This window comes from Kitasatospora sp. NPDC034533 (assembly GCF_055575155.1).
This window is the reverse complement of sequence record NZ_JBVITE010000001.1, coordinates 41,747-63,200: the sequence shown is the minus strand read 5'-3', so window position 1 is coordinate 63,200 and position 21,454 is coordinate 41,747. Positions and strand designations below refer to the sequence as shown.

24 protein-coding genes and 1 tRNA gene are annotated in these 21,454 nt (G+C 71.3%); 17 read left to right on the top strand and 8 right to left on the bottom strand.

The genetic code is table 11. The features are described 5' to 3' along the window. Positions 1-229: 229 nt before the first annotated feature. The 5 genes from kdpC to ACZ55U_RS00305 form a co-directional block, all read right to left on the bottom strand. Positions 230-859 (bottom strand): potassium-transporting ATPase subunit KdpC, encoded by a 630-nt coding sequence (gene kdpC / locus ACZ55U_RS00325; RefSeq protein WP_465520843.1) that lies wholly within the window; start codon positions 857-859, stop codon positions 230-232. A 21-nt stretch (positions 860-880) separates the two neighbouring features. Beyond that, positions 881-2,995, bottom strand: coding sequence for a potassium-transporting ATPase subunit KdpB (gene kdpB, locus ACZ55U_RS00320; RefSeq protein WP_465520841.1), 2,115 nt, complete (start codon positions 2,993-2,995; stop codon positions 881-883). Next, the gene (gene kdpA, locus ACZ55U_RS00315) at positions 2,995-4,659 is read right to left on the bottom strand and encodes a potassium-transporting ATPase subunit KdpA (protein ID WP_465520839.1); all 1,665 of its coding nucleotides are present in this window, start codon (positions 4,657-4,659) and stop codon (positions 2,995-2,997) included. Before kdpA ends, kdpB begins: the two co-directional genes overlap by 1 nt. A 1-nt stretch (position 4,660) precedes the next feature. Continuing rightward, a complete protein-coding gene (gene kdpF / locus ACZ55U_RS00310) occupies positions 4,661-4,750 on the bottom strand; it encodes a K(+)-transporting ATPase subunit F (protein WP_045693083.1) in 90 nt (29 codons plus the stop codon). Between the two features lie 553 nt (positions 4,751-5,303). Beyond that, complete coding sequence (locus tag ACZ55U_RS00305; RefSeq protein ID WP_465520837.1) at positions 5,304-7,136, bottom strand: APC family permease; 1,833 nt, start codon at positions 7,134-7,136, stop codon at positions 5,304-5,306. A 737-nt stretch (positions 7,137-7,873) separates the two neighbouring features. On the opposite strand from ACZ55U_RS00305, the gene ACZ55U_RS00300 reads away from it, so the two are divergent. After that, entirely contained in the window at positions 7,874-8,725 is an 852-nt protein-coding gene (locus tag ACZ55U_RS00300; RefSeq protein ID WP_465520835.1) for a hypothetical protein, read from the top strand. Positions 8,726-8,779: 54 nt separating this feature from the next. Here the strand turns inward: ACZ55U_RS00300 and ACZ55U_RS00295 are convergent, their stop codons facing one another. Together ACZ55U_RS00295 and ACZ55U_RS00290 are read right to left on the bottom strand one after the other, a co-directional pair. Further along, positions 8,780-9,466: an HAD family hydrolase gene (locus tag ACZ55U_RS00295; RefSeq protein ID WP_465520833.1), complete on the bottom strand. Its 687-nt coding sequence runs from the start codon at positions 9,464-9,466 to the stop codon at positions 8,780-8,782. Then, a complete protein-coding gene (locus ACZ55U_RS00290) occupies positions 9,463-10,311 on the bottom strand; it encodes a GntR family transcriptional regulator (protein ID WP_380533194.1) in 849 nt (282 codons plus the stop codon). The genes ACZ55U_RS00295 and ACZ55U_RS00290 overlap by 4 nt, the downstream gene beginning before the upstream one ends. Before the next feature lie 532 nt (positions 10,312-10,843). On the opposite strand from ACZ55U_RS00290, the gene ACZ55U_RS00285 reads away from it, so the two are divergent. The 16 genes from ACZ55U_RS00285 (at position 10,844) to ACZ55U_RS00210 (ending at position 21,020) form a co-directional block, all read left to right on the top strand. Continuing rightward, positions 10,844-11,113, top strand: coding sequence for a hypothetical protein (locus ACZ55U_RS00285; protein ID WP_465520831.1), 270 nt, complete (start codon positions 10,844-10,846; stop codon positions 11,111-11,113). After that, positions 11,110-11,763, top strand: coding sequence for a hypothetical protein (locus ACZ55U_RS00280; protein WP_465520829.1), 654 nt, complete (start codon positions 11,110-11,112; stop codon positions 11,761-11,763). Before ACZ55U_RS00285 ends, ACZ55U_RS00280 begins: the two co-directional genes overlap by 4 nt. Then, positions 11,760-11,921 (top strand): hypothetical protein, encoded by a 162-nt coding sequence (locus ACZ55U_RS00275; RefSeq protein WP_465520827.1) that lies wholly within the window; start codon positions 11,760-11,762, stop codon positions 11,919-11,921. Before ACZ55U_RS00280 ends, ACZ55U_RS00275 begins: the two co-directional genes overlap by 4 nt. Continuing rightward, positions 11,909-13,186: a hypothetical protein gene (locus ACZ55U_RS00270; protein WP_465520825.1), complete on the top strand. Its 1,278-nt coding sequence runs from the start codon at positions 11,909-11,911 to the stop codon at positions 13,184-13,186. Before ACZ55U_RS00275 ends, ACZ55U_RS00270 begins: the two co-directional genes overlap by 13 nt. Next, a complete protein-coding gene (locus ACZ55U_RS00265) occupies positions 13,183-13,524 on the top strand; it encodes a hypothetical protein (RefSeq protein ID WP_465520823.1) in 342 nt (113 codons plus the stop codon). The genes ACZ55U_RS00270 and ACZ55U_RS00265 overlap by 4 nt, the downstream gene beginning before the upstream one ends. 134 nt (positions 13,525-13,658) lie before the next feature. Continuing rightward, positions 13,659-13,796: a hypothetical protein gene (locus ACZ55U_RS00260; RefSeq protein WP_465520821.1), complete on the top strand. Its 138-nt coding sequence runs from the start codon at positions 13,659-13,661 to the stop codon at positions 13,794-13,796. A 230-nt stretch (positions 13,797-14,026) separates the two neighbouring features. Then, positions 14,027-14,839 carry a hypothetical protein gene (locus tag ACZ55U_RS00255; RefSeq protein ID WP_465520819.1) on the top strand — a complete coding sequence of 271 codons (813 nt, stop codon included), beginning with the start codon at positions 14,027-14,029 and terminating at the stop codon, positions 14,837-14,839. Between the two features lie 16 nt (positions 14,840-14,855). Next, positions 14,856-15,287 (top strand): hypothetical protein, encoded by a 432-nt coding sequence (locus tag ACZ55U_RS00250; RefSeq protein WP_465520817.1) that lies wholly within the window; start codon positions 14,856-14,858, stop codon positions 15,285-15,287. After that, positions 15,287-16,018 (top strand): hypothetical protein, encoded by a 732-nt coding sequence (locus ACZ55U_RS00245; protein WP_465520815.1) that lies wholly within the window; start codon positions 15,287-15,289, stop codon positions 16,016-16,018. The genes ACZ55U_RS00250 and ACZ55U_RS00245 overlap by 1 nt, the downstream gene beginning before the upstream one ends. 151 nt (positions 16,019-16,169) lie before the next feature. After that, entirely contained in the window at positions 16,170-16,334 is a 165-nt protein-coding gene (locus ACZ55U_RS00240) for a hypothetical protein (protein ID WP_465520813.1), read from the top strand. 115 nt (positions 16,335-16,449) lie between these two features. Beyond that, a complete protein-coding gene (locus tag ACZ55U_RS00235; RefSeq protein WP_465520811.1) occupies positions 16,450-16,617 on the top strand; it encodes a hypothetical protein in 168 nt (55 codons plus the stop codon). Positions 16,618-16,650: 33 nt separating this feature from the next. Next, entirely contained in the window at positions 16,651-16,821 is a 171-nt protein-coding gene (locus ACZ55U_RS00230) for a hypothetical protein (protein ID WP_465520809.1), read from the top strand. Between the two features lie 104 nt (positions 16,822-16,925). Further along, entirely contained in the window at positions 16,926-17,216 is a 291-nt protein-coding gene (locus ACZ55U_RS00225; RefSeq protein ID WP_465520807.1) for a hypothetical protein, read from the top strand. Beyond that, on the top strand, positions 17,213-19,189 hold the full coding sequence (locus tag ACZ55U_RS00220) for a YfjI family protein (protein WP_465520805.1): 1,977 nt from the start codon (positions 17,213-17,215) through the stop codon (positions 19,187-19,189). The genes ACZ55U_RS00225 and ACZ55U_RS00220 overlap by 4 nt, the downstream gene beginning before the upstream one ends. 254 nt (positions 19,190-19,443) lie before the next feature. Continuing rightward, the gene (locus ACZ55U_RS00215) at positions 19,444-19,629 is read left to right on the top strand and encodes a helix-turn-helix transcriptional regulator (protein WP_465520803.1); all 186 of its coding nucleotides are present in this window, start codon (positions 19,444-19,446) and stop codon (positions 19,627-19,629) included. After that, positions 19,629-21,020: a tyrosine-type recombinase/integrase gene (locus tag ACZ55U_RS00210; protein ID WP_465520801.1), complete on the top strand. Its 1,392-nt coding sequence runs from the start codon at positions 19,629-19,631 to the stop codon at positions 21,018-21,020. Before ACZ55U_RS00215 ends, ACZ55U_RS00210 begins: the two co-directional genes overlap by 1 nt. Before the next feature lie 151 nt (positions 21,021-21,171). Here ACZ55U_RS00210 and ACZ55U_RS00205 read toward each other — a convergent pair. Further along, positions 21,172-21,252 (bottom strand) — tRNA-Tyr (locus tag ACZ55U_RS00205). Positions 21,253-21,454 lie beyond the last annotated feature (202 nt).

Below are 21,454 nucleotides of genomic sequence, written 5' to 3'. Positions count from 1 at the left end.
ACGTCTGCGGACGCGGGCCGGGGGGGGGGGGGGGGGGGGGGGGGGGGGGAGGAGGAGGGGGGGGGGGGGGGGGGGGGGGGGGGGGGGGGGGGGGGGGGGGGGTGGGGGGGGGCTTTACCCCCCCCCCCCCCCCCCCCCCCCCCCCCCCCCCCCCCCCCCCCCCCCCCCTCCCTTCCCCCCCCCCCCCCCCCCCCCCCCCGGCCCGGTCACCCGCTGATCTGATGTAGCGTCACTTCTGCTCGCTGAGAGCCTTGTTGAGCAGCAGGACGTTGACGCCCTCGCCGCCGAGGAAGCCGGCCGAGCGGCCCTCGGTGTGCTCGTCGACGAGGTGCTTCACCGTCTCCACCGGCAGGCCGCGGTTCTTCGCGACCCGGTCGACCTGCTCCTCGGCGTACGCGACGGAGATGTGCGGGTCGAGGCCGGAGCCGGAGGCGGTCAGCGCGTCGGCGGGGACGGTAGCCGGGTCGACGCCGTCGAAGGCGGCGACGGCGGCGCGCCGGTCCTCGACGGCCTTCAGCAGGTCATCGCTGTTCGGACCGAGGTTGCTGGCACCGGAGTTGTCACCGGCGTAGCCGTTGGCGGAGGGCCGGGGCTGGAACCACTTCGGATCCGGCCGGGGCTCCTCCTTCGGGTCGTCCGGGTCGGCCTTCGGGAGGTCGAAGCTCTGGCCGATGAGGCTGGAGCCGACCTGCCGGCCGTCGGACGTCACGATCGAGCCATTGGCCTTGTCGCCGAACGCGGCCTGGCTGATCCCGGTGATCAGCAGCGGGTATGCGATTCCGAGGATCACCGTGAGCACCAGCAGCGCGCGCAGCGCGGTGAGGTGGGTGCGCAGGATCGTCGGCAGGGGCTTGGACATGGTTTTCTCTCCTTCCCCGTGTCAGCCGAGGCCGGGGATGAACTGGATGATCAGGTCGATCAGCTTGATGCCGACGAACGGCACCACCAGGCCGCCGAACCCGTAGACGCCGATGTTGCGGCGCAGCAGCGAGCTGGCGTCGGACGGGCGGTAGCGCACGCCGCGCAGGGCGAGCGGGATCAGGCCGATGATGACCAGGGCGTTGAAGACGATCGCCGAGGTGATCGCGGACTGGGGGCTGTGCAGGCCCATGATGTTGAGGTGGCTCAGGCCGGGGTAGACCCCGGCGAACATCGCGGGGATGATCGCGAAGTACTTGGCCACGTCGTTGGCGATCGAGAAGGTGGTCAGCGCGCCGCGGGTGATCAGCAGCTGCTTGCCGATCTCCACGATCTCGATCAGCTTGGTGGGGTTGGAGTCCAGGTCGACCATGTTGCCGGCCTCCTTGGCGGCCATGGTCCCGGTGTTCATCGCGACGCCGACGTCGGCCTGGGCGAGCGCGGGGGCGTCGTTGGTGCCGTCGCCGGTCATCGCGACCAGCTTGCCGCCCTCCTGCTCCTTCTTGATCAGGGCCATCTTGTCCTCGGGGGTGGCCTCGGCGAGGAAGTCGTCCACGCCGGCCTCCTGCGCGATCGCCTTGGCGGTCAGCGGGTTGTCGCCCGTGATCATGATGGTCTTGATGCCCATCCGGCGGAGCTCGTCGAAGCGCTCCCGCATGCCCTCCTTGACGACGTCCTTGAGGTGGATGACCCCGAGGACGCGGGCGGGCTCGCGGCCGGTCCTCGCGGCCACCACCAGCGGGGTGCCGCCGGCCGCGGAGATCCGGTCGACCAGGGCGGCGACCTCGTCGCCGACCGAGCCGCCGTTGTCCTTCACCCAGGCGGAGACGGAGCCGGCCGCCCCCTTGCGGACCTGGTGGAGTCCCTCCGCCTCGTCCAGGTCGACGCCCGACATCCGGGTCTGGGCCGTGAACGGGACCCAGGTGGCGTGCGTCAACTCGCCCTGGGCGCGGGCCCGCAGGCCGTACTCGGTCTTGGCGAGGACCACGATCGAGCGGCCCTCCGGGGTCTCGTCCGCGAGGGAGGAGAGCTGGGCGGCGTCGGCCAGTTCCCCGGTGCCCACCCCCGGGGCGGGCAGGAACTCGGCGGCCTGGCGGTTGCCCAGGGTGATGGTGCCGGTCTTGTCGAGCAGCAGGGTGTTGACGTCTCCGGCGGCCTCGACGGCGCGGCCGGACATCGCCAGCACGTTGCGCTGCACCAGGCGGTCCATGCCGGCGATGCCGATCGCGGAGAGCAGCGCGCCGATGGTGGTCGGGATGAGCGCCACGATCAGGGCGACCAGGACGATCATCGACTGCGGGGCGCCCGCGTAGGTGGCCATCGGCTGGAGCGTGACGACCGCGACCAGGAAGACGATGGTCAGCGAGGCGAGCAGGATGTTGAGCGCGATCTCGTTCGGCGTCTTCTGCCGGGCGGCGCCCTCGACCAGGGCGATCATCCGGTCGATGAAGGTCTTGCCGGGCTCGGAGGAGATCTTCACGACGATCCGGTCGGACAGCACCTTGGTGCCGCCGGTGACGGCGCTGCGGTCGCCGCCGGACTCCCGGATGACGGGCGCGGACTCACCGGTGATCGCCGACTCGTCGACGGACGCGACGCCCTCGACGACGTCGCCGTCGCCGGGGATGGTCTGGCCGGCCTCGACCACCACGTGGTCGCCGAGCCGCAGTGCGGTGCCGGGCACCTCCTCCTCGGCCCGGGTGTCCGGCCAGTTCGTGAGCCGGCGGGCCATGGTGTCGGTCTTGGTCTTGCGCAGGGTGTCGGCCTGGGCCTTGCCGCGGCCCTCGGCGACGGCCTCGGCCAGGTTGGCGAAGACCGTGGTGAGCCAGAGCCAGACGGTGATGGCCCAGGCGAACACGGAGGGGTCGGCGATCGCGGAGACGGTGGTGACCACCGAGCCGATCTCGACCACGAACATCACCGGGTTCCTGACCATCACCCGGGGGTCGAGCTTCCTCACCGCGTCCGGCAGGGACGCGACGATCAGCTTGGGGTCGAGGAGGCCGCTCGCCACTCTGTGGGGTGCGGCGGGCTCGGTCCTGTCGGCCGGTGCGGGGTTGAGCGTAGGGGTGGACATCAGGAGGAGAGACCTTCCGCGATCGGCCCGAGAGCCAGGGCCGGGAAGTAGGTGAGGCCGACGACGATCAGGACGACGCCCGACAGGAGTCCCACGAACAGCGGCTTGTGGGTGGGCAGGGTGCCCGGGGTGGCCGGGACGGGCTGCTGCCGGGCGAGCGAGCCGGCCAGCGCCAGCACGAAGACGATCGGCAGGAGCCGGCCGAGGATCATCGCCAGGCCGAGCGCGGTGTCGTACCAGTCGGTGTTGACGGTGATGCCGCCGAAGGCCGAGCCGTTGTTGTTGGAGGCCGAGGTGAAGGCGTACAGCACCTCGGTGAAGCCGTGGGCGCCCGAGTTGAGCATCCCGGCCCGCTCGCCCGGCAGGGCCATCGCCAGGCCCGTGCCGACCAGCACGATCGTCGGCGTGGTGAGGATGTACAGCGAGGCGAACTTCATCTCCCGGCCGCCGAGCTTCTTGCCCAGGTACTCGGGGGTGCGGCCGACCATCAGGCCGGCGACGAACACCGCGACGACCGCCAGCACGAGCATTCCGTACAGGCCGGAGCCCACACCGCCGGGCGCGATCTCGCCCAGCATCATGTCGAAGAGCGTCAGCCCGCCGCCGAACGGCGTGTACGAGTCGTGGAAGGAGTTCACCGCACCGGTCGAGGTCAGCGTGGTCGTGGCGGCGAACAGCGAGCTGGCGGCGATGCCGAAGCGCTGCTCCTTGCCCTCCATCGCGGCGCCCGCCGCCTGCAGGGCGCTGCCCTGGTGCTGCGACTCCGCGAAGGTGAGCAGGGCGGTCGAGGCGATCCAGAACAGGCCCATCACGGCGACGATCGCGTAGCCCTGGCGGTTGTCCCCCACCATCCGGCCGAAGGTCCGCGGCAGCGCGAACGGGATCAGCAGGATCAGGAAGATCTCGACCAGGTTGGTGAAACCGGTCGGGTTCTCGAACGGGTGCGCCGAGTTGGCGTTGAAGAAGCCGCCGCCGTTGGTGCCGAGCAGCTTGATGACCTCCTGGGAGGCCACCGGGCCGCCCGGGATCCTCTGGACCTGACCGCTGAGGGTGGTCAGGTCGGTGAAGCCGTGGAAGTTCTGGATCACGCCGTTGGCGGCCAGAACCAGGGCGAAGACGATCGAGATCGGCAGCAGCAGCCGCAGGTTGATCCGGGTGAGGTCCACCCAGAAGTTGCCGACCCGGTCGGTCCGGTTGCGGGTGAAGCCCCGGATCAGCGCGGCGACGACGGCGATGCCGACGGCCGCGGAGACGAAGTTCTGCACCGCCAGGCCCGCCATCTGCGCCAGGTGGCCCATCGCGGACTCACCCGCGTAGGACTGCCAGTTGGTGTTGGCGACGAACGAGATCGCGGTGTTCCAGGCCTGGTGGCCCTCCATCTGCGGAACGCCCAGGTTCAGCAGCAGGTGGCCCTGGAGGCGGATCAGGCCGTACAGGAAGAGGACGGAGACGGCCGAGAAGGCCAGCACCGAGCGGAGGTAGGCCGGCCAGCGCTGGTCGGCGTCGCCGTCGACGCCGATCAGCTTGTAGATGCCGCGTTCGACTCTGAGGTGCTTGGAGGTGGTGAGCAGCCCGGCGATGTAGTCGCCGAGGGGGCGGTAGCACAGGGCCAGCGCGCCGACGAGGGCGAGCGCCTGCGACCAGCCCGCGAGAGTGGATCCCATGTCAGAACTTCTCCGGGAAGATCAGCGCCACGACGAGATAGCCGACGAGCGCGACGGCCACGACCAGACCAGCGATGTTCTCGGCGCTCATGCCGCCACCTCGCTGCGCTCGCCGGGCACCTGGCGCGACACGCGCCCTTCGCCGGTGGGTTCGCTGCGCTCGCTCACAGCTTCTCCACCCCCCGCGCGATCAGGGCGATGACGGCGAACACGGCGACCGTGACACCGACGTAGATGAGGTCGGACATGGGCTCCACCAGAGTGGTTCGGGAGATGCCGCGGCCTGGGCCGGAGGGGCTCCGCGCGGCGCCGGCGGACGACCGGCAGATGCAGCAAAGCAGCCGTCAGGGGCGCGTTACGGGTCCCTGACGTCCTCCATACGGGCGATAGCGCGACGTTGACGCGACGTTGACGGGCGCTTCACCGGACCGAGATCCGGGGCTAGGGGCCGGGACCAGGGGCTCGGGGCTCGGGGCTCGGGAACAGGGACCGGGGGGCTTCCGCTCGCCGCTCCGCCCACGTCCCCTTCGGTCAGGTCTCCCCGGCCGGGCGGGTTCCTCGTCCGGGTCCCTGGGCCGGGCCTCCCCTGGTCACATGCGCATCCGTGATCACATGCGCATCCGTGATCACATCCGCATGTGTGGTCACATCCGCATCCGGAGCCGGCAGACCACCGCGTCGGTGTGCCGCCGCAGGGCGCGGTCGATCACCGCACCGCGCCGGTTCTGGAGCGGGCGCTGCCACCAGCGGACCGGTTCCACCTCGGGGATCAGCACGGTCAGCCGGTCGTAGGCGCGCTCCGCCCCCAGCTCGTTGACGAAGTCGGCGATCGGCCGCCCCAGCCGGCGGTGCCCGTCCGGGATCTCCACCAGCGGCACGCCCGGCCGCCACAGCTCCCAGTCCCGGCGCAGCGCCTCGGCGGCGGCCGGCTCGTGCACCACGGTCACCGCGAGGACCTCGTCGCCGAGCGAGAGCGCCGCCGACAGGCCGTCCCTGGTCAGCCGGGTGATCGCGGTCACCGGGACGACCACCAGGCTGCGCCGGCGGGTCACCGGGCCGGGCACCCGGCCCAGCTCCAGCCGCTCGCCGATCCGCGCGTAGCCGCGGTGGACCGCCTCGAACAGCAGCACCAGCAGCGGCAGGGCCACCACGATGCCCCAGGCGCCCTCGGTGAACTTGGTGCCGGTGACGACCAGCGTCGCGACCCCGGTGAGCAGCGCGCCGAAGCCGTTCAGCGCGGCCTTCCACCGCCAGCCGGACGGGCGGTGCCGGAACCAGTGCCGCACCATGCCGACCTGGCAGACGGTGAACCCGACGAACACGCCGATCGAGAACAGCGGCACCAGGCTGTTGACGTCCCCGCCGGAGCCGGCCAGCAGCGCCGCCGACACCGCGGCCAGGAACAGCACGCCGTACCGGTACACCTGCCGGTCGGCGCGCAGCGCGAACAGGTGCGGGAGGTGGTTGTCCCGGGCGAGCAGGTCGAGCAGCACCGGCAGCCCGCCGAAGGAGGTGTTGGCGGCCAGGCCGAGCAGCACCACGGTGGCGGACTGGACGACGTAGAAGCCGAAGCCGTGGCCGAGCGAGGCGTCGGCGAGCTGGGCGAGCACGGTGACGCCCTCGACCGGCTGGAGGTGGAAGCGGGCGATCAGCACGGCGAGCCCGGTCAGCATCACGCCGAGCAGCGCGCCGAGCGCGACCTCGGTGCGCTGGGCGCGCCTGACCCGGGGGGTGCGGAAGGAGGGGACGGCGTTGGCCACCGCCTCCACCCCGGTCAGCGCGGAGCAGCCGGCCGCGAAGGCCTTGAGCAGCAGCAGCGCGCCGACGGTGGTGGCGTTCTCGGCGAGCGTCGAGGCGTGGCCGGCGGCGACCGCGGTGCCGGCCGGGGCGTCCCGGAACAGCCCGGTCACGATGATCGCCAGGATGGAGAGGACGAAGACGGCGGTCGGTGCCATGAACCAGCGCGCCGACTCGGCGATCCCGCGCAGGTTCACCGCGGTCACCAGTGCCAGCACGCCCAGGCAGAGCCACACCCGGTCGTCGTACAGGCCCGGCACGGCCGAGGTGAGCGCGGCGACTCCGGCGGTGACCGAGACCGCGACGTTCAGGACGTAGTCGACGACCAGCGAGGCGGCCGCGGTCAGCGCGGTCCGGCGGCCCAGGTGCGCCTTGGCCACCGCGTAGGAGCCGCCGCCGTCCGGGAACGCCGCGATCACCTGCCGGTAGGAGGCGACCAGCACCGCCAGCAGGACGGCGATCGCCGCGGTCACCGGCAGCGTGAAGCCCAGCCCGTACGCCCCGGCGGCGGCCAGCACCAGCACCACCGACTCCGGCCCGTACGCCACCGAGGCCATGGCGTCCAGCGAGAGCGCGGCCAGTCCGCCAAGCGCGCTGAGCCGGTGCCGCTCGTCACCCGGCCCGGGGTCCGGAGGCTCGGGTTCGGCCGTGACGGCCGGGGTGGTAACGGCGCTGGGCATCGGACGGGACCTCCGCAGTCGGTGGGTTGGTCCCGATCCTGCGGTCCGCGCCCCCGGCGCCCGGCCGGCCCCTACGCGTTCCTGACGCCTCCGCGAGCGCCCTTGACACGCCCCTGACGCCGCCTGATGGCTGCGGCTGCCTCGCTACGACCGTGGCTGTTGGTGGGGGTGGGGCGAGCCGTTGTCCCGGCGGTCGCCGGCTGGGAAGACGATCAGCTCTGTCGAAGGACTCCCACCCCCGGCCCCCACTCTGCTGCCCACACCCCGTAATTGCAAGCCATGTGCAACAAGCGCCCCCGGAGCCCACCCCCACCGCCCCACCCCGCCCGACGCCCCGCAGACACAACAGAACAGCCCCCGATCCGCGTTTCCGCAGATCGGGGGCTGTTCTCCATCCTGTGGCTGGTGCAGGGTTCGAACCTGCGTAGCTTTCGCGACAGATTTACAGGCCGCTGGCCAGGAGCGCTCTGACCTGCGAGATCTTGATCACAGACCGGATCTGGTCCGCCCCTGGTCCGGATCATGATCGACCCCGCACCGCTACCTGGACAGCGAGCTACCGGGACTGCCCACCCACAGCGGCGACGGTCAAATTGGATGCACCCCGGCTCGCCGAGGTCTACGCTACTCCCCATAGTGCGGAATCAAGCCTGGGCAACCTTGGGGCAATGGTGGCAAGTTCGAGCGAGTGGAAGCCTTTTTTTGCGCGCCGCAGCGAGGCTGGCCAGCACGAATTCGTGAGACTTCACGACGGCGTCCCGACATGGCTACAAGAGTCGCTCTGGAAATGGCTTTCCGGTCGACTTCAGAGACGCTACACAGAGCAAGGCTCTCTCAGGACCGCAGGCCGCGTATACAACTCACCGGACCCTGAAAAGATTCGCCGAATCGAGCGGATGATGCGAATCAATGTGAGCTGGCCCGGATCAGGATCAAACCACACCGACAGGGAGCGGGGCCTTGAACTACTCCGAGGCACCCTCTATGGCAACAGCGAGGCTTTCCTTTCGGCAGTTGATCTTGAGCTTTCCGAGTTGAATCCTGGCGACGCGGCGTGCGCTAGACTTGAATCCCTTTTGGAAGAATCCGCGAGCGCATGGCGAGTCGGGACCGCCTCAGGGAAGCCCGGCCTCGTGGAACGCCTAGACCCGACAGTGCAGCTTGCCGCAGAGCAAACCGCCGCACTTGACCCCCGAGCCGGCACCCTCCTCGCAGACGCCTGGAAGCATGCATTCTCAATGTCGCGCGACCCTTCCGCCGCTTACAGGTATGCCGTCCGAGCCGTCGAATCTGCAGCATCCCCGGTCATTTCGCCGAATGACTCAATTCCAACGCTCGGAAAAATGATCTCGGCATTCAAGTCAAAGCCGGAAAAGTGGATCTTCTCATTCAAGGTTGACTCGACAGTAGAGCCGAGGCTCGTCCTCCTGGGGATGCTGCAAATGCTCTGGACAAATGAGTACTCTCGCCACGTCGACCCAGATATCAACGCCCCATTGAACGTTACCCAACAGGAAGCGGAAAGTGCTGTTGTTCTGTCGGTAACGCTAGTCAACTGGTTCATCTCTGGGGCCGTAAGGGCCGCTTAAAAGGAATCCCGGGCAGGCATCCGCAGCTGCTTTCCCGGGATTCTTTCGCCCCCATCACGCCAACGAGTTGGCGACGTCCTGCATGGATTCCACAACGAAGATTGCGCCGGCTGCGGCCAACTTGCTGTCTTTCCCTGGCTTGTTTGCGTAGCCGATCGTTGGGATGCCGGCGGCCTCTCCAGCCTCGACGTCGCGGGCCGCGTCGCCGATGAAGATGCAGTGCTCGGGCCCGGTACCTGCGGCTTCCATGGCTTCAAACAGGAGGCGCGGGTTCGGCTTCATGGAGGAGGGGTCGCCGGGGGTGCGCCCGAAGACGCCGGCTACGTAGTCGCTGAGGCCGTGCTCGGCGAGGTAGGCCGTGATGGCCGCGCTCGCGTTGTTGCTGACCACGGAGACCAGGCGGCCGGAGCGGGCACACGCATGGAGAACCGATTCTCCGCCCGGGGTCGGGCGAGCGGCCCGGACAGCTTCAGTCTCCAGCGCAGCCAGCGCTGCGTCCGTGCTCTCCGTGAGGTCGGGCCGGGCATCCGAGATCAGCCGGAGCAGGGCGAGCGGGTCGTTCTCCTCCTCCGCCCCGGCCGGGGCCTGCTCGCCCGCGGCTAGCAGGCCCTCCAGGAGGCGCCGTGCGACCTCCGGAGCCGGGAGGCCGGCGAAGACCGAGCAGACCGGCCCGTCGAAGTCGAAGAGCACGTGCTTCACCGGCCGTAGCACATCGGCGAGTTGCCGAGGGGTCGCGATCATGGCTGCCGCTCGTACGCGATCGTGCTCCACACGCTGTCGAACCACATCTGGGCCTGCTGGACGTACTGCGATCCGAGCGAGGCGTCGTCCGGGCCGGCGGCGTGGTGGAACAGGGTGGTGTCCTTGCCGGTCACGTCGTAGAAGGTGTGGGCGGTGTCGTCGATCGCCACGGTGCGCTCGCGGAGCGGGTAGAAGCCGAAGAAGGCCTCCGAGCGGTTCAGGATGTACAGCTTGAACAGGCTGGACGCCCGGTGCACCTTGACCTGGACGCTCGCCTTCTGGACCAGGCCCAGCTCGGCCAGCATCTCCACCGAGTGCGCGATCCCGCCGGCGTTCGTCAGCGCGATGTTGCGGGCGCGCTGCCGGAGGGCGGCCTCGTCCTGGAGGCCGTCGACCAGGACCGGCACGGCCATCGGCGCCGTGGTGTCCGGCAGAAGCAGCCGGACCGTGATGGACTCCGGCGCCAGCCGCCCGGAGCGGACCTTGTCGAGCGGCTCCTGCAGCGCGTTGTGCAGCGTCTCGCTGGAGAAGCCGGCGAAGTCGAGCGTCACCTGCTGCTGCTCGAAGGCCGCTTCGAGGTGCGGCCGCAGCCCGACCGGACGCGAGGTGCGCTCCCGAACGAACGAGCCGCTCCCCTGCCGGGTCACGATCAGCCCCTCGGTGCGGAGCAGGTCGAGCGCCTTGTCCACCGTGCCGCGCGCCACGCCGAAGTGCTTCGCCAGCTCGGGGCCGGAGGGCAGCTTGTCGCCGGTCTCGAAGCCCGGCTTCTTCGTGAGGATCGAGGCCCGCAGAGAGCTGCCGACCTGCTGATACGGGGGGCGAGAGTCATCCGGGTCTAGGGCCATGGACCAATGCTAGGGGAGGTGCCCAACAGGCGCGAGAAACCCAACTCTCTTGACCTGCCTAAGCAGGTTGTCTATGTTGTGCGTGTCGCACCGAGTGAGACAGGGGCGGCACAGAGGGGCCTTCTTTGGGCTGCTCTGACCTGCACGAATGCGCCCGTGAATGGCCGGCTGCCGCCGTGTCCAGGGCGAAGGGGCCCGGGACAGATCGGGCCGAGGCAACCGGCGCCTTGGCAGTCCGGATGGCTAGAGACCGAAAGGTCAACGCCGCCCATGCCTGGGAGTACATCCCGAAAAGGCGGCATCACGGGCCCTGCCCGCTTCGGCGATACGGGCCCGTCTGCGTGAACGAGTGACTTTGGCCCGGCCCTTCCGCTTCGCGGCTGGGCCGTGGCCATGGCTACTCGTGCACCACGAGTGGCTGGGCCCACATCAAACGGGCCGCCGCGCTCCGGCCAAGGAACGCGCGGCGGCCCTCAGGCCCGCCCCCTACGAGAGAGGAGGTAGACCCGTGAGGTCGATTGTTGCAGGCCAAATGGCCTTGAACGAAGACGAGTTCGCCGAGCTGGCGCTCGGTCTCGCCGTGGACTCGGAGTTCACCCGGTTGTTCACCGGCATGCCCGGCGAGGACGAGGCCGAGCGCGAGGCCCGGATCGACGCGGCCGAGGACATCGTCACGGACCTGCGCCGGGAGGACCCGGAGCTGGCCGCCTACGCCGAGCGCCTGCTGGCCATCGCGCCGGTGCCGCTGCGGCGCCCGGCCGTCATCCGCCGCACCGCCAGCGTCGAGCGGGTGGCCGCGTGACCACCACCATCAGTTCGGCCTGGCACCTGGACGACGAGTCCGGGGCGATCACCCGCCACCCGAAGCCGCCGATCACCTTCCCGACCACCGCCTACCGCATCCTCGACCTGCCGGACCATCTGCTGCGCGAGAAGATCGCCGTCCACGAGGCCGGACACGCCGTCCTCGCGCTCCACCTCGGCCTGCGGTTCACGTCCGTGCAGGTCGCCGACGACCTCGGCCACAACGCGGGCAAGCTCGGCTCCGCCGGCTACGTCGAGATCGTCGGAGGTTTCACCGCGCCGGCGTACTCCGTGATGCTCCTCGCCGCCGCCGGGGAGCGGGCCGAGGACCGCTGGCTGCGCGAGCGGGGGCTGTGGACCCCGGTCCGCGCCTGGGTGGTCGAGCGCCTCGCCGCCTCCGACCGGGCCCTCATCGACCACACCGCCCGAAGCCTCCACCCCGACGGCCTCACCTACGGCACCGGCACCGACCCGCACCGGGACCTCGCCGCACTCCACGACGACACGGACGCCCTGCTCGACTCGCTGTGGGAGCAGGTCTGCCGGGTCGCCGACGCACTGAACGAGCGCGGGCGGCTGACGGAGGAGCAGGCCGCCGAGGCCGCCGGGTTCACCCTCCTGTCCAGCCGCCCGGAGGTGGCGTCGTGACCGCCGACGCCCGCGCGGACGCGGAGCGGGCCGTGGCCGCCGCCGAAGCCGCCCGGATCGCCGCGGCCGCCGCCGCCGAGGCCGCCCGCACCACCCGGGAAGCCGCCCAGCCCCTGATCACCGCCGAGATTCCCGGAGGTACCCCGTGCGCGGACTGAACGACTACCGCGCCGAGCGGCGCGAAGACCGCCGGGCCGACCGTGCCGATGACCGGGCGGACCGGCGCGAGGAACGCGAACAGCGCCGTCTGGACGCCGAGGCCGCCCGCCTTCGGCGTCAGGCCGACCAGCGCGATGCCGAGCAGGCCAGGAACCGGCGCCGCGCGGCGCGGGCCGCGCGCTTCGGCCGGGTCACCGGCTGGGTCGCGGCCAACCCCGCGCGGGCGTTCGTCCGCCTGGTGCAGGCCTGCTCGATCGTCCCGGCCGTGGTCTCCCAGGTCGCCGCGCTCGACCACGCCAAGGTCGCGATGGTGCTCGCGGTGCTGCTGGCCGCCATGCTGGAAGGCGGCGCGTGGGCACTGGTTGCCATGGGCGCCCAGGCCGAGGGCGAGCGCTCCACCCACACCTACCGCCTCGGCGCCTGGGCGGCCGGTGGCGTGGCCGCCGGGATCAACTTCGCCCACGGCTGGACGCAGTACCCGCAGCACCACTGGGTGGCGTTCGTGCTGGCTCTGTCCAGCATCGGTGCCGTCTGGCTGACCGATCTCCAGACCCACGGCGGCCGGGGCCCGACCACGGCCGAGAAGAAGACGGCCAAGGAGCGCGCCGAACACGCCCGCCGACGCGCCGAGCACCACCCGCAGGTGCGCGAGGTCGCGGACCGTCTGCTGTCCGCCGCCGCTTACGGAGCGTTGTCGGCGGACGAGGCGTGGCGGATCGCGTGGGAGTACGTCCACGGCGTCACCGCCCCCGGGCTGACCGCCGAGCTGCTGGCCCAGCGGCTCAACGCCCGCGCCCGCGTGGCGGAGCTGAGCGCGCTTCCCGCACCGGCGGATCTGTGGCCGGGGATGCCCGACGACCCGTTCCCCGCCCTCACCCTCCCGCTGCCCTCCGGACCGCCGGACAGCGTCTATCTCGACACCGTTCCCGGCGGCCTGCGGAACGCTTCCCCGATCACGACGGAAGCGCTCGAAGCCCTTTACGGAACAGGGTCGACCGTGCCCGCACCGAACCCGACCGAGTCCGCGAACGAGCCCCCGGCCGACGGCGGCGGGAACGCTTCCGCCCCGCCCGGGGAACGGCCGCTGGACCCCGTCGATCTGGCCCGGGTCCGGGTGCTGGCCGCCGACCTCGCCGCCGCCGGCGAGGAGTTGTCGACCCGCAAGGTCCGCGCGCTGCTCGGCTGCCGCAACGAGACCGCCGTCCGCCTGCGCGCCGCCGTCGAGGCCGAGCGCACCCACCCCGGCGAGGAGAACGCACAGTGACCACCCCCGAGTACCCGGCCGGAGCCCCTCAGCTCACCGCCGCCAGCGCCCTGCTCTCCGTCCTCAGCGCCCACACCACCCTGCCCGAGCCGCACGTGAGGCTGAACCTCGTCCGCCGCGGCGGCGACGACCGCCCGACGCACTGGGGCGTGGAGCTGGTACTGAACGACGACATGGCCGGCTTCGAGCAGTGGCGCGAGGCCCTGGGGATCGATCCCGCCGACGTCGACAGCGGCCGGTACGAGCTGACCGGCTGGCTCATCGCCGGCACCACCCACGCCGGCGCCCCGGTCACCCTGGTCGTCTACTTCGACCTGCCCGACCCGGGCGACGAGTAGCCCCGCGGCCCGGCCCCAACTCCGGGCCACGGAGAGCCGCCGGGCCCTGTCCGCCGCACCTGTCCGCGCACCTCGGCACCTGCCTGACCTGCGCTGACCACGCCGCCCTCGCGGCCTAAAACCAAGGACCCACCATGGACAGCTGCCTCTTCTGCGGCACGACCGACGACGTCGAGATCTGTGCGGACCCGTTCGCCAAGGACGTCAACAACGAGGAGTGGATCATCCCGATCTGCTCCGACTGCTACGGGATGCGCTGCGACGAGGTCTGACCCTCGAAGCCCGCGCCGCTGACCAGGAGTTCGACCCCGCGACCCGGCCCCGCGCCCGGTCGCGGTCCTCCTGCCTCACCCGAGGGGCCCGGCTCCGGCCGGGCCCGACCCCCCGAGAGGGAACAGACCGTGATCTCCATGCTGCTGTGCTGGGCGTTCTGGGTCATCGACCTCGCCCTGGCCTGCTACGCCACCAGCCTCCTCGCCCGCCGGGGCCGGGGGTGGCGGCGATGACCATCCCCCCTCCCCCGAACAAGCCGCCCACCGCCGGCATCCCCACGCCCGTGGCCGAGTGGTGGCGCAAGAGCGGGCCGTGGAGCCCGCAGCGCGCTTCCGCCGAATCCGCCGGATCCGCGCCGCTGCCACGGTTCACCGCCGAGCCCGTCTACGTCGACCTCCGCAAGACCGACTCCGCCGGCGCCACCGAGGATCAGGCCACCGAGGACGACGACCAGGAGCAGGCCGACGAGCAGGCCTCCGAGGAGGACCAGGCCGCCGAGGACGTCGAGGACGCGCCGCGGACCTCCGCCTTCCAGAGCATCCGCGACATGATCAGCATGACCCCGGAGGAGCACGCCGAGCAGGCCCGCCTCCGGCGTGAGGAGACCCTCCGGCGGATCGAGGCGGAGGAGACCCCGGAGGAGCGCGAAGAACGGCTCCGCGCCGAGCAGGCCCGGCTCCACGCCGACCAGGTCACCCGCGAGCGCCGGGCCTCCGTGCTGTGGCGTCAGCCCCACTCCGAGCGCGCCCGCCGCTTCCGCCGCTGGTGCGTCCTCACCGCCGCCTCCGGCATCGCGGGCTACCAGATGGGCCTGGTCACCCTCGCCGCCCACGTGCCCCTGAGCGTCGCCACGATCGGCGCGGGCCTCGGCTGGCTCATCGACCTGCGGATGCGCGGGTGGGGCCACGTCCGGGTCTCCGAGGTCCGCGGCCCCGTCGGCATCGCCGTCCTGGTCCTCGTCCGGGTGCCGTTCGCCTCCGCCCTGGTCGGCGCGCTCGGCCTCGTCCCCCTGATCGCCCTCGCCTCGACCACCCCCCACTGACCGTCAGGAGATCGACATGGACACCCAGCTCCTCGGCTCGTTCGGCTCCGGCGGCGTCTGCCTGACCATCGCCGTCTGGATCATCCTCGGCAGCCGCAAGGCCGACAAGCAGGGCAAGCTCGCCAAGAAGCACAAGGCCGAGCACACCGCCTGGCTCATGATCGCCTTCGGGACCTTCGCCGCCGGGGCCGGACAGGCCTTCAGCGCCCCCGGCCAGGTCGGCGAGGCCCTCACCCACGCCCTCACCTCCCAGGACGCGTTCGGCAACGTCGGCGCCGGCGCCGTCGCCGCGATCCTCACCTTCCTGCTGTTCGGCACCAAGCCCCACCCCGTCAAAGACTCGGTGCTCGGCGCCACCGTGCCGAGCGTCTACGCCGCCGCCCAGGGGCTCTGGGCGCTGCCCCTCACCGTCATCGGCTCCGTTCTCAAGGGCGCGGTGGGCGCCTGATGAAGCCGCACCGCTACCTGGAGGGCGCCTCCCTCACCGCGCTCGGCCTCGGCAACCGCCTGATCATCCGGACCCTCCGGCCACGCATCGCGAAGGCCAAGGTGACCAGGCGGCAGGTCGGGGGAGCGCTCGCCCTCGCGGCGTTCTTCTCCCCCGTCCTGGCCCGGCCCGTCGCCCGGTACGCGCCGACCACCATCACCGTCGTCCTCGTCCTGTGGGTGGTCGTGGCCGTCGTCCTCGGCAACACCCCGGCCGCCGCCGAACTCGCCCAGGCCGACGAGGACGCCCGGGAGAAGGCGGCCAAGGCGAAGCCCGCCAAGAAGGCCGCAGCCACGACCTCCCCCAACACCGGGACCGGGGAGGGGACTTCGGCGGACAACCCCTCCCCCGCCGAGCAGGACAGCGCCGACAACCAGGCCGGGCCCGGGCCCCAGGACGCCCCCGCCGACGCCGACCTCTACGCCCTCATCCGGTACGTCGCCGCCATGTCCGACCAGGGCACCGCCGCACACCTGTCCCACGTCCTGGAGGAGGGCCAGGCGCGAGGCCTCTTCGGCGGCTGGGAGGTGCCCGATCTGAGGGCCCACCTGGAGGGCCGGGGGGTGGCCCTGATCGAGGGCAAGAAGCTGAGCTTCAACGGCCGCCCGCGCAACCGTCTCGCGGTGGCCCTGGACGCCCTCCCCGAGACCGCCCCCAGCCCCGTCCCGGCGGCCCTCCAGAAGTCCGCCTGACCCCTCTCCCCCACCCCCTCCCGACGCCCCTCCCGGGAGCCGGTAGGGCGGTAGGAACCGCAGGTCAGCCCCTACCTACCGCCCTACCTACCGGCCCCCTACCTACCGCCCTACCCCACTTCGGCCGCCCCCCCAGAAGGGGAGGACGATCATGAATCACCGCCAGAACCGCACCCGCCGGGCCCTTCTCGCGGTCCTGACCTACACCACCGCCCTCGCCCTCCTCTCCCTCGCCTTCCTCGGCTTCTACGCCGCCTTCACCACCCTCGGCGAGCTGGCCGACATCGCGGGCTACCTCATCCGCCCCGACCGCTGACCCCTCCCCCTGCCCAGCCCCCTCCCGCACGCCGGTAGGGCGGTAGGAACCGCAGGTCAGCCCGCGCCTACCGCCCGACCCGGCCGACCAACCCGCCAGAAGAAAGGCACCTGCCATGACCGACCGCTGGCCGAACAAGACCGTCCCCGACTTCACCGACGCCGAGCTGTCCACCGCGATCGAGCAGCACCAGAACGACCCCGACCCGGCAACCCGGGACCTCGTCCGCAGCTGCACCCGTGAGTGGGAGCGCCGCCACGGGCTCACCCCGGCCGAGGACTGAGCCAAAGCTCCCCCGCAACGAAGGGACAACACCGTGTACGACGACTACGACGAGGACGACGCCGCCGACTGGGCGCCGGGCGAGTGCGACCACTGCACCGGAGGCGAGCCCAGCGACACCCCGCTCGGACTCATCTACTGCGCCTGCCAGATCGGCCAGGGCGCCGCCCCCGAGGACTGCCTCTGCGGTCCCGAGGACGACTGACCGACACAGCACAAACGCCCCGCAGCAACCGTCGACCTTGGCGGGTGACAGCCGGTTGCTGCGGGGCCCATCCGATCCCCTTCCAGAGACCAGAGGACTCCAGCATGCCCGGAAACACCCCCGCGCCGCAGCAGCTCCGCTGCGAAGCCGCCCACCTGGGCGACGAAAGCCCCTGCGAGGGGCCGCGCGACGCCGTGACCATCCTCGACCGCCACGGCGACGCCGCCAAGGCCTGCGTCCACCACGGCATCCGCCTGTACGCCAGCCTCGTCGGCCCCCGTGTCTACCCCGGCAGCGTCCCCGGCGCCGCCATCGAGGTCTACAACCGCGCCCAGACCACCTCGGCGTTCGCCTGGCTCGACCACCACCAGCTCCCCAGCGAGGACGAGCGGTGATCGAGTACGCCCCGAACGTGATCCCGTTCCGGCCCGAGCCCGCCGAGGTGAAGACCGCCGAGCAGGCCGTCATCGGCGCCGCCCTGCTCGACCCCGTCCAGATCCCCGTGCTCGCCGCCCAGCTCGGCGACCCGGGCGCGTTCTACCACCCCGCGCATGAGACGATCTGGCGCGCCATCACCCGCATGGCCGGCGGCGAGCGGCCTGTAGACCCGATGCTGCTGGCCGAAGTCCTACGCGCCCAGGGCGACTTGGGGCGCGTCGGCGGCCCCAGCTACCTCCACGCCTGCATCGAGGCGACCCCGACCGCCGCGAACGGCGAGTACTACGCTGAGATCGTGCGCGTGGCCGCCGAACGGCGCCGCATCAACACCGCGACCAGCCGCCTCGCCCACATGGCCGGCGACGACCAGGCCGACCTGGACGCCGTCCGCACCGCCGCCCTCGCCGCCCTCGCGGACCTCGCCTCCGGCGAGACCTGGCTCGACCCCGTCCCGCTCGGTTCCCACGGCGCCCTGCCGACGTTCCCCGTCCACGCCCTGCCCAAGTGGGTGGGCGCGTACGTGGAGGCGGTGGCCGAGTTCACCCAGACCCCGGCCGACATGGCCGCCACCATGGCCCTGGCCGCGCTCTCGACCGCCGCCGGCGGCCGGGTGAACGTGGAGATCCGGCCCGGCTGGCGCGAGCAGTCCAACCTCTACCTGGTGTGCGCGATGCCGCCCGCCAGCCGGAAGTCAGACGTGTTCGCGTTCATGACCGCGCCGATCTACCGGATCGAGGACGAGCTCCGCGCCGAGGCCCGCGCCCGGATCATCGAGGCTGAGACGGCCAAGGAGACCGCGCTCGCCGAGGTCGAGGCGCTCATGGCGAAGGCCCGCAAGAACCCCGACCTCGACCGTGCCCACCTGGTCGCCGAGATCTCGGCGGCCCGGATGCTGGCGGAGGAGATCACCGTCCCTCCAAGTCCGCGGCTGACCCTGTCCGGGGATATCACCCCGGAGACCGTCACTCACCAGCTCGGCGTGCACCGCTGCCTGGCCGCGCTCTCGCCCGAGGGCGACCTGTTCGACAGCATCGTGGGCCGCTACAGCAGCAAGCCGAACCTGGGCGTGTTCCTGCAGGCGCACAAGGGTGAGCGCCTCCAGGCCGACCGGATCACCCGCGAGCAGCCCACGGTGGACAAGCCCGCGCTCACCATCGGCGTCACCCCGCAGCCCGCCGTCCTCCAGGAGCTCGGCGCCGCTCCCGGTGCCCGCGACCGCGGCCTGCTCGCCCGCTTCCTGTACTCCCTCCCGGCCTCCAACCTCGGCTACCGCAAGATCCGCACCACCCCCATCCCCGAGCCGGTCGCCACCACCTACGACGTCCGCCTGTCCGCGCTCCTGCGCACCCTCACCGCCCTGGACGAGCCGGTCACCGTGAAGATGACCGAGGCTGCCGACCTCGCCGTCGAGAAGCTCCAGGAGAAGTTCGAGGTCCAGCTCCGCCCGGACGAACCGCTCGCCCACATCAAGGACTGGGCGGGCAAGCTCGTCGGCCACATCACCCGCATCGCGGTCCTCCTCCACCTCGCCGACCACGTCGGCGGCGACTGGCGCGCCCCCGTCCAGGCCGCCACCGTCGACCGCGCCGCCGAGATCGCCGAGTACTACACCGCCCACACCCTCGCCGTCTTCGACCTCATCGCCGCCGACCCCGCCACCGAGGACGCCCATGCCCTCCTCCAGTGGCTCCAGCGGCCGAAGAGAGACGGCACCTTCCGCACCCACATCAAGGCCCACGACGCCGTCGCCAGCAGCCGCCGGTTCAAGAAGGTCGCCGACGTCGAACCCGCCCTGAACCTCCTCGAACAGCACGGCTGGCTCCGCACCGACCAGCCCCCGGCCGGCGGCCAGCGCGGCCGCCCTCAGGCTGTCACCTACCGTGTCCACCCGGCCGCGAGCACCAGCACGGACACGGAAACGATCACCTGACCGTCAGGAGTGTCAGGACAAAGCCCTGACCAGCCCAAACACCGCCGGACAGGCCGTCAGGGAACGTCAGGGCTGTCAGGGATAACCGAGATCCCCTGACAGCCCTGACACCCCCTGACGCTCCGGCAGGCGCCATATCCGCAGGTCAGTGACTTCCCCTGACTCTCCTGACGCTCTCCGCCCTTCGCATCCGTCCGCGAAAGGGCCAACAGCACTCCGCGACCATCATCCGCATCCCAGCAGGAGACTTCGCCATGCCCAAGCGCGAACTGCTCAAGCTCTCCGTCGTGCTCGCCGAACTCGGCATGTCCCGTGCCGCCTTCTACCGGATGCGCGCCCGGGGCCAGGCGCCGCGCCTCATCAAGCTTCCCAACGGCCAAGTCCGGGTCGACCGGGCCGACCTGAACGCGTGGCTCGAAGCCTGCGAGGTCGCCGCCTGATGGCCACCTCGTACAAGGTCAAGTTCTGGGACCACCGACACCGCCCGGACCGGCGGGCGCCCTGGATGGTCCGCTGGACCGTCGCGGGGCGGGAGTTCTCCGAGTCCTTCCTGACCAAGACCGCAGCCGACGGCCGGAAGTCCGAGCTGATCTCCGCACTCCGCGACGGGCAGCCGTTCGACGTCGACCGGGGCCTGCCGCTCTCCGAGCTGCGCAAGGAGAAGCAGATCAGCTGGTACGAGCTCGGCCGGCGGTACGTCGAGGCCCGCTGGGAGGGTGCTCCGGCCAAGACCCGCACGACCTGGGCCGACGCCCTCGCCACCGTTACGTTCGAGCTGGTGAAGTCGAAGGCCGGCATGCCGGACAAGCGGATCGTCCGCCGGGCGCTCTACAGCTGGGCGTTCAACGTCAACGCGTGGGGAGAGGAACCGCCGGCCGACTGGGCCAAGGCCCTGGCGTGGGTGCAGAAGCAGTCCGTGGCGGTCTCCGCCTTCGAGGAGCCGCCGATGGTGCGCCGCTTGCTGAACGCCCTGGCGGTGAAGCTGGACGGCAAGAAGGCGGCCCCCTCGGTCATCCTGCGCAAGCGTCGCATCCTCGGTCACCTCTTCGGCTACGCCGTGGAGGAGGGCTACCTGACCGCCAACCCCCTGCCGACCGTCCAGTGGCAGCCGCCGGAGGCCGAGGAGGAGGTCGACCCCGGTGTGGTGGTCAACGAGGACCAGGCCGCGGCGCTGATCGAGGCGGTCGGGCGGCAGGGGAAACGCGGGGCCCACCTCCGGGCCTTCTTCGCCTGCCTCTACTACGGCTGGCTGCGGCCGGCCGAGGCCGTGTTCCTCACGCTCGCCCGCTGCCACCTCCCGGTCGAGGGCTGGGGCTACGTGGTCCTGGACGAGACCCGACCGCGGGTCGGCTCGGCCTGGACGGACGACGGGACGTCGCACGACAAGCGCGGGCTGAAGCACCGGGCCGAGAAGGCGACCCGTCGCGTTCCGATCCCGCCCGAGCTGGTGGCGATCCTGCGGGAGCACGTCGCCGCCTTCGGCGCCGCGCCCGACGGGCGGCTGTTCCGGACGTCCCGGGACGGCATGGTGCAGGAGAGCGGGTACGGGGTCGTCTGGCAGCGGGCCCGCGCCGAGGTGCTGTCGCCGGTCGACTGCGCGACGAAGCTCGGCAAGCGGCCGTACGACCTGCGGCACGCCGGGATCTCGCTCGGGCTGAACTCCGGGGTCGACCCGACCGAGGTCGCCCGGCGGGCGGGGCACAGCGTGGCCGTCATGCTCCGGGTCTACGCGAAGTGTTTGCACGGCACCGTCGAGTACGCGAACGAGTTGATCTCGAAGCGGCTCAACCGGAACCGCCCGGCGCCGCCGACCCCGGATCCTGGTCCGTAGCTGGTCCGTATGCGCTGGTCAACACCGGGATTCAGGTGGCGCAAAGTGAGACAAGCCACCCAAATGGGGCCCGACGCCGTCCGCAAGTCAACTCAATGAGAAAGGGCCCGTGATCTGCGTTTCCGCAGGTCACGGGCCCTTCTCTATCCTGTGGCTGGTGCAGGGTTCGAACCTGCGTAGCTTTCGCGACAGATTTACAGTCTGCTCCCTTTGGCCGCTCGGGCAACCAGCCAGGATTTTCGTTTCCCGGGGCGTTCGCCCCGTTCGACTTGGTAAACCATACCTGATGCCGGGGGGTGCTTCGCCACTCGATAGGTCACGCGATGATCAAGAGGCCTGGGGCGGCCGCTACGGGCGGGGCCGGTGTGGCGCTGGATAGGCTGGGGCCGTGGGCCGCACGGTGGGCGGGCCGCGCCAGTGAAGCCAGAGCATCA

Coding starts and splice junctions, on each gene's coding strand:
- ACZ55U_RS00215 (WP_465520803.1), top strand. CDS start 19,444: ATGCCCAAGCGCGAACTGCTCAAGCTCTCCGTCGTGCTCGCCGAACTC.
- ACZ55U_RS00210 (WP_465520801.1), top strand. CDS start 19,629: ATGGCCACCTCGTACAAGGTCAAGTTCTGGGACCACCGACACCGCCCG.
- ACZ55U_RS00250 (WP_465520817.1), top strand. CDS start 14,856: ATGGACACCCAGCTCCTCGGCTCGTTCGGCTCCGGCGGCGTCTGCCTG.
- ACZ55U_RS00235 (WP_465520811.1), top strand. CDS start 16,450: ATGACCGACCGCTGGCCGAACAAGACCGTCCCCGACTTCACCGACGCC.
- kdpB (WP_465520841.1), bottom strand. CDS start 2,995: ATGTCCACCCCTACGCTCAACCCCGCACCGGCCGACAGGACCGAGCCC.
- ACZ55U_RS00305 (WP_465520837.1), bottom strand. CDS start 7,136: ATGCCCAGCGCCGTTACCACCCCGGCCGTCACGGCCGAACCCGAGCCT.
- kdpA (WP_465520839.1), bottom strand. CDS start 4,659: ATGGGATCCACTCTCGCGGGCTGGTCGCAGGCGCTCGCCCTCGTCGGC.
- ACZ55U_RS00295 (WP_465520833.1), bottom strand. CDS start 9,466: ATGATCGCGACCCCTCGGCAACTCGCCGATGTGCTACGGCCGGTGAAG.
- ACZ55U_RS00260 (WP_465520821.1), top strand. CDS start 13,659: ATGGACAGCTGCCTCTTCTGCGGCACGACCGACGACGTCGAGATCTGT.
- kdpC (WP_465520843.1), bottom strand. CDS start 859: ATGTCCAAGCCCCTGCCGACGATCCTGCGCACCCACCTCACCGCGCTG.
- ACZ55U_RS00245 (WP_465520815.1), top strand. CDS start 15,287: ATGAAGCCGCACCGCTACCTGGAGGGCGCCTCCCTCACCGCGCTCGGC.
- ACZ55U_RS00285 (WP_465520831.1), top strand. CDS start 10,844: ATGGCCTTGAACGAAGACGAGTTCGCCGAGCTGGCGCTCGGTCTCGCC.
- ACZ55U_RS00290 (WP_380533194.1), bottom strand. CDS start 10,311: ATGGCCCTAGACCCGGATGACTCTCGCCCCCCGTATCAGCAGGTCGGC.
- ACZ55U_RS00255 (WP_465520819.1), top strand. CDS start 14,027: ATGACCATCCCCCCTCCCCCGAACAAGCCGCCCACCGCCGGCATCCCC.
- ACZ55U_RS00225 (WP_465520807.1), top strand. CDS start 16,926: ATGCCCGGAAACACCCCCGCGCCGCAGCAGCTCCGCTGCGAAGCCGCC.
- kdpF (WP_045693083.1), bottom strand. CDS start 4,750: ATGAGCGCCGAGAACATCGCTGGTCTGGTCGTGGCCGTCGCGCTCGTC.
- ACZ55U_RS00240 (WP_465520813.1), top strand. CDS start 16,170: ATGAATCACCGCCAGAACCGCACCCGCCGGGCCCTTCTCGCGGTCCTG.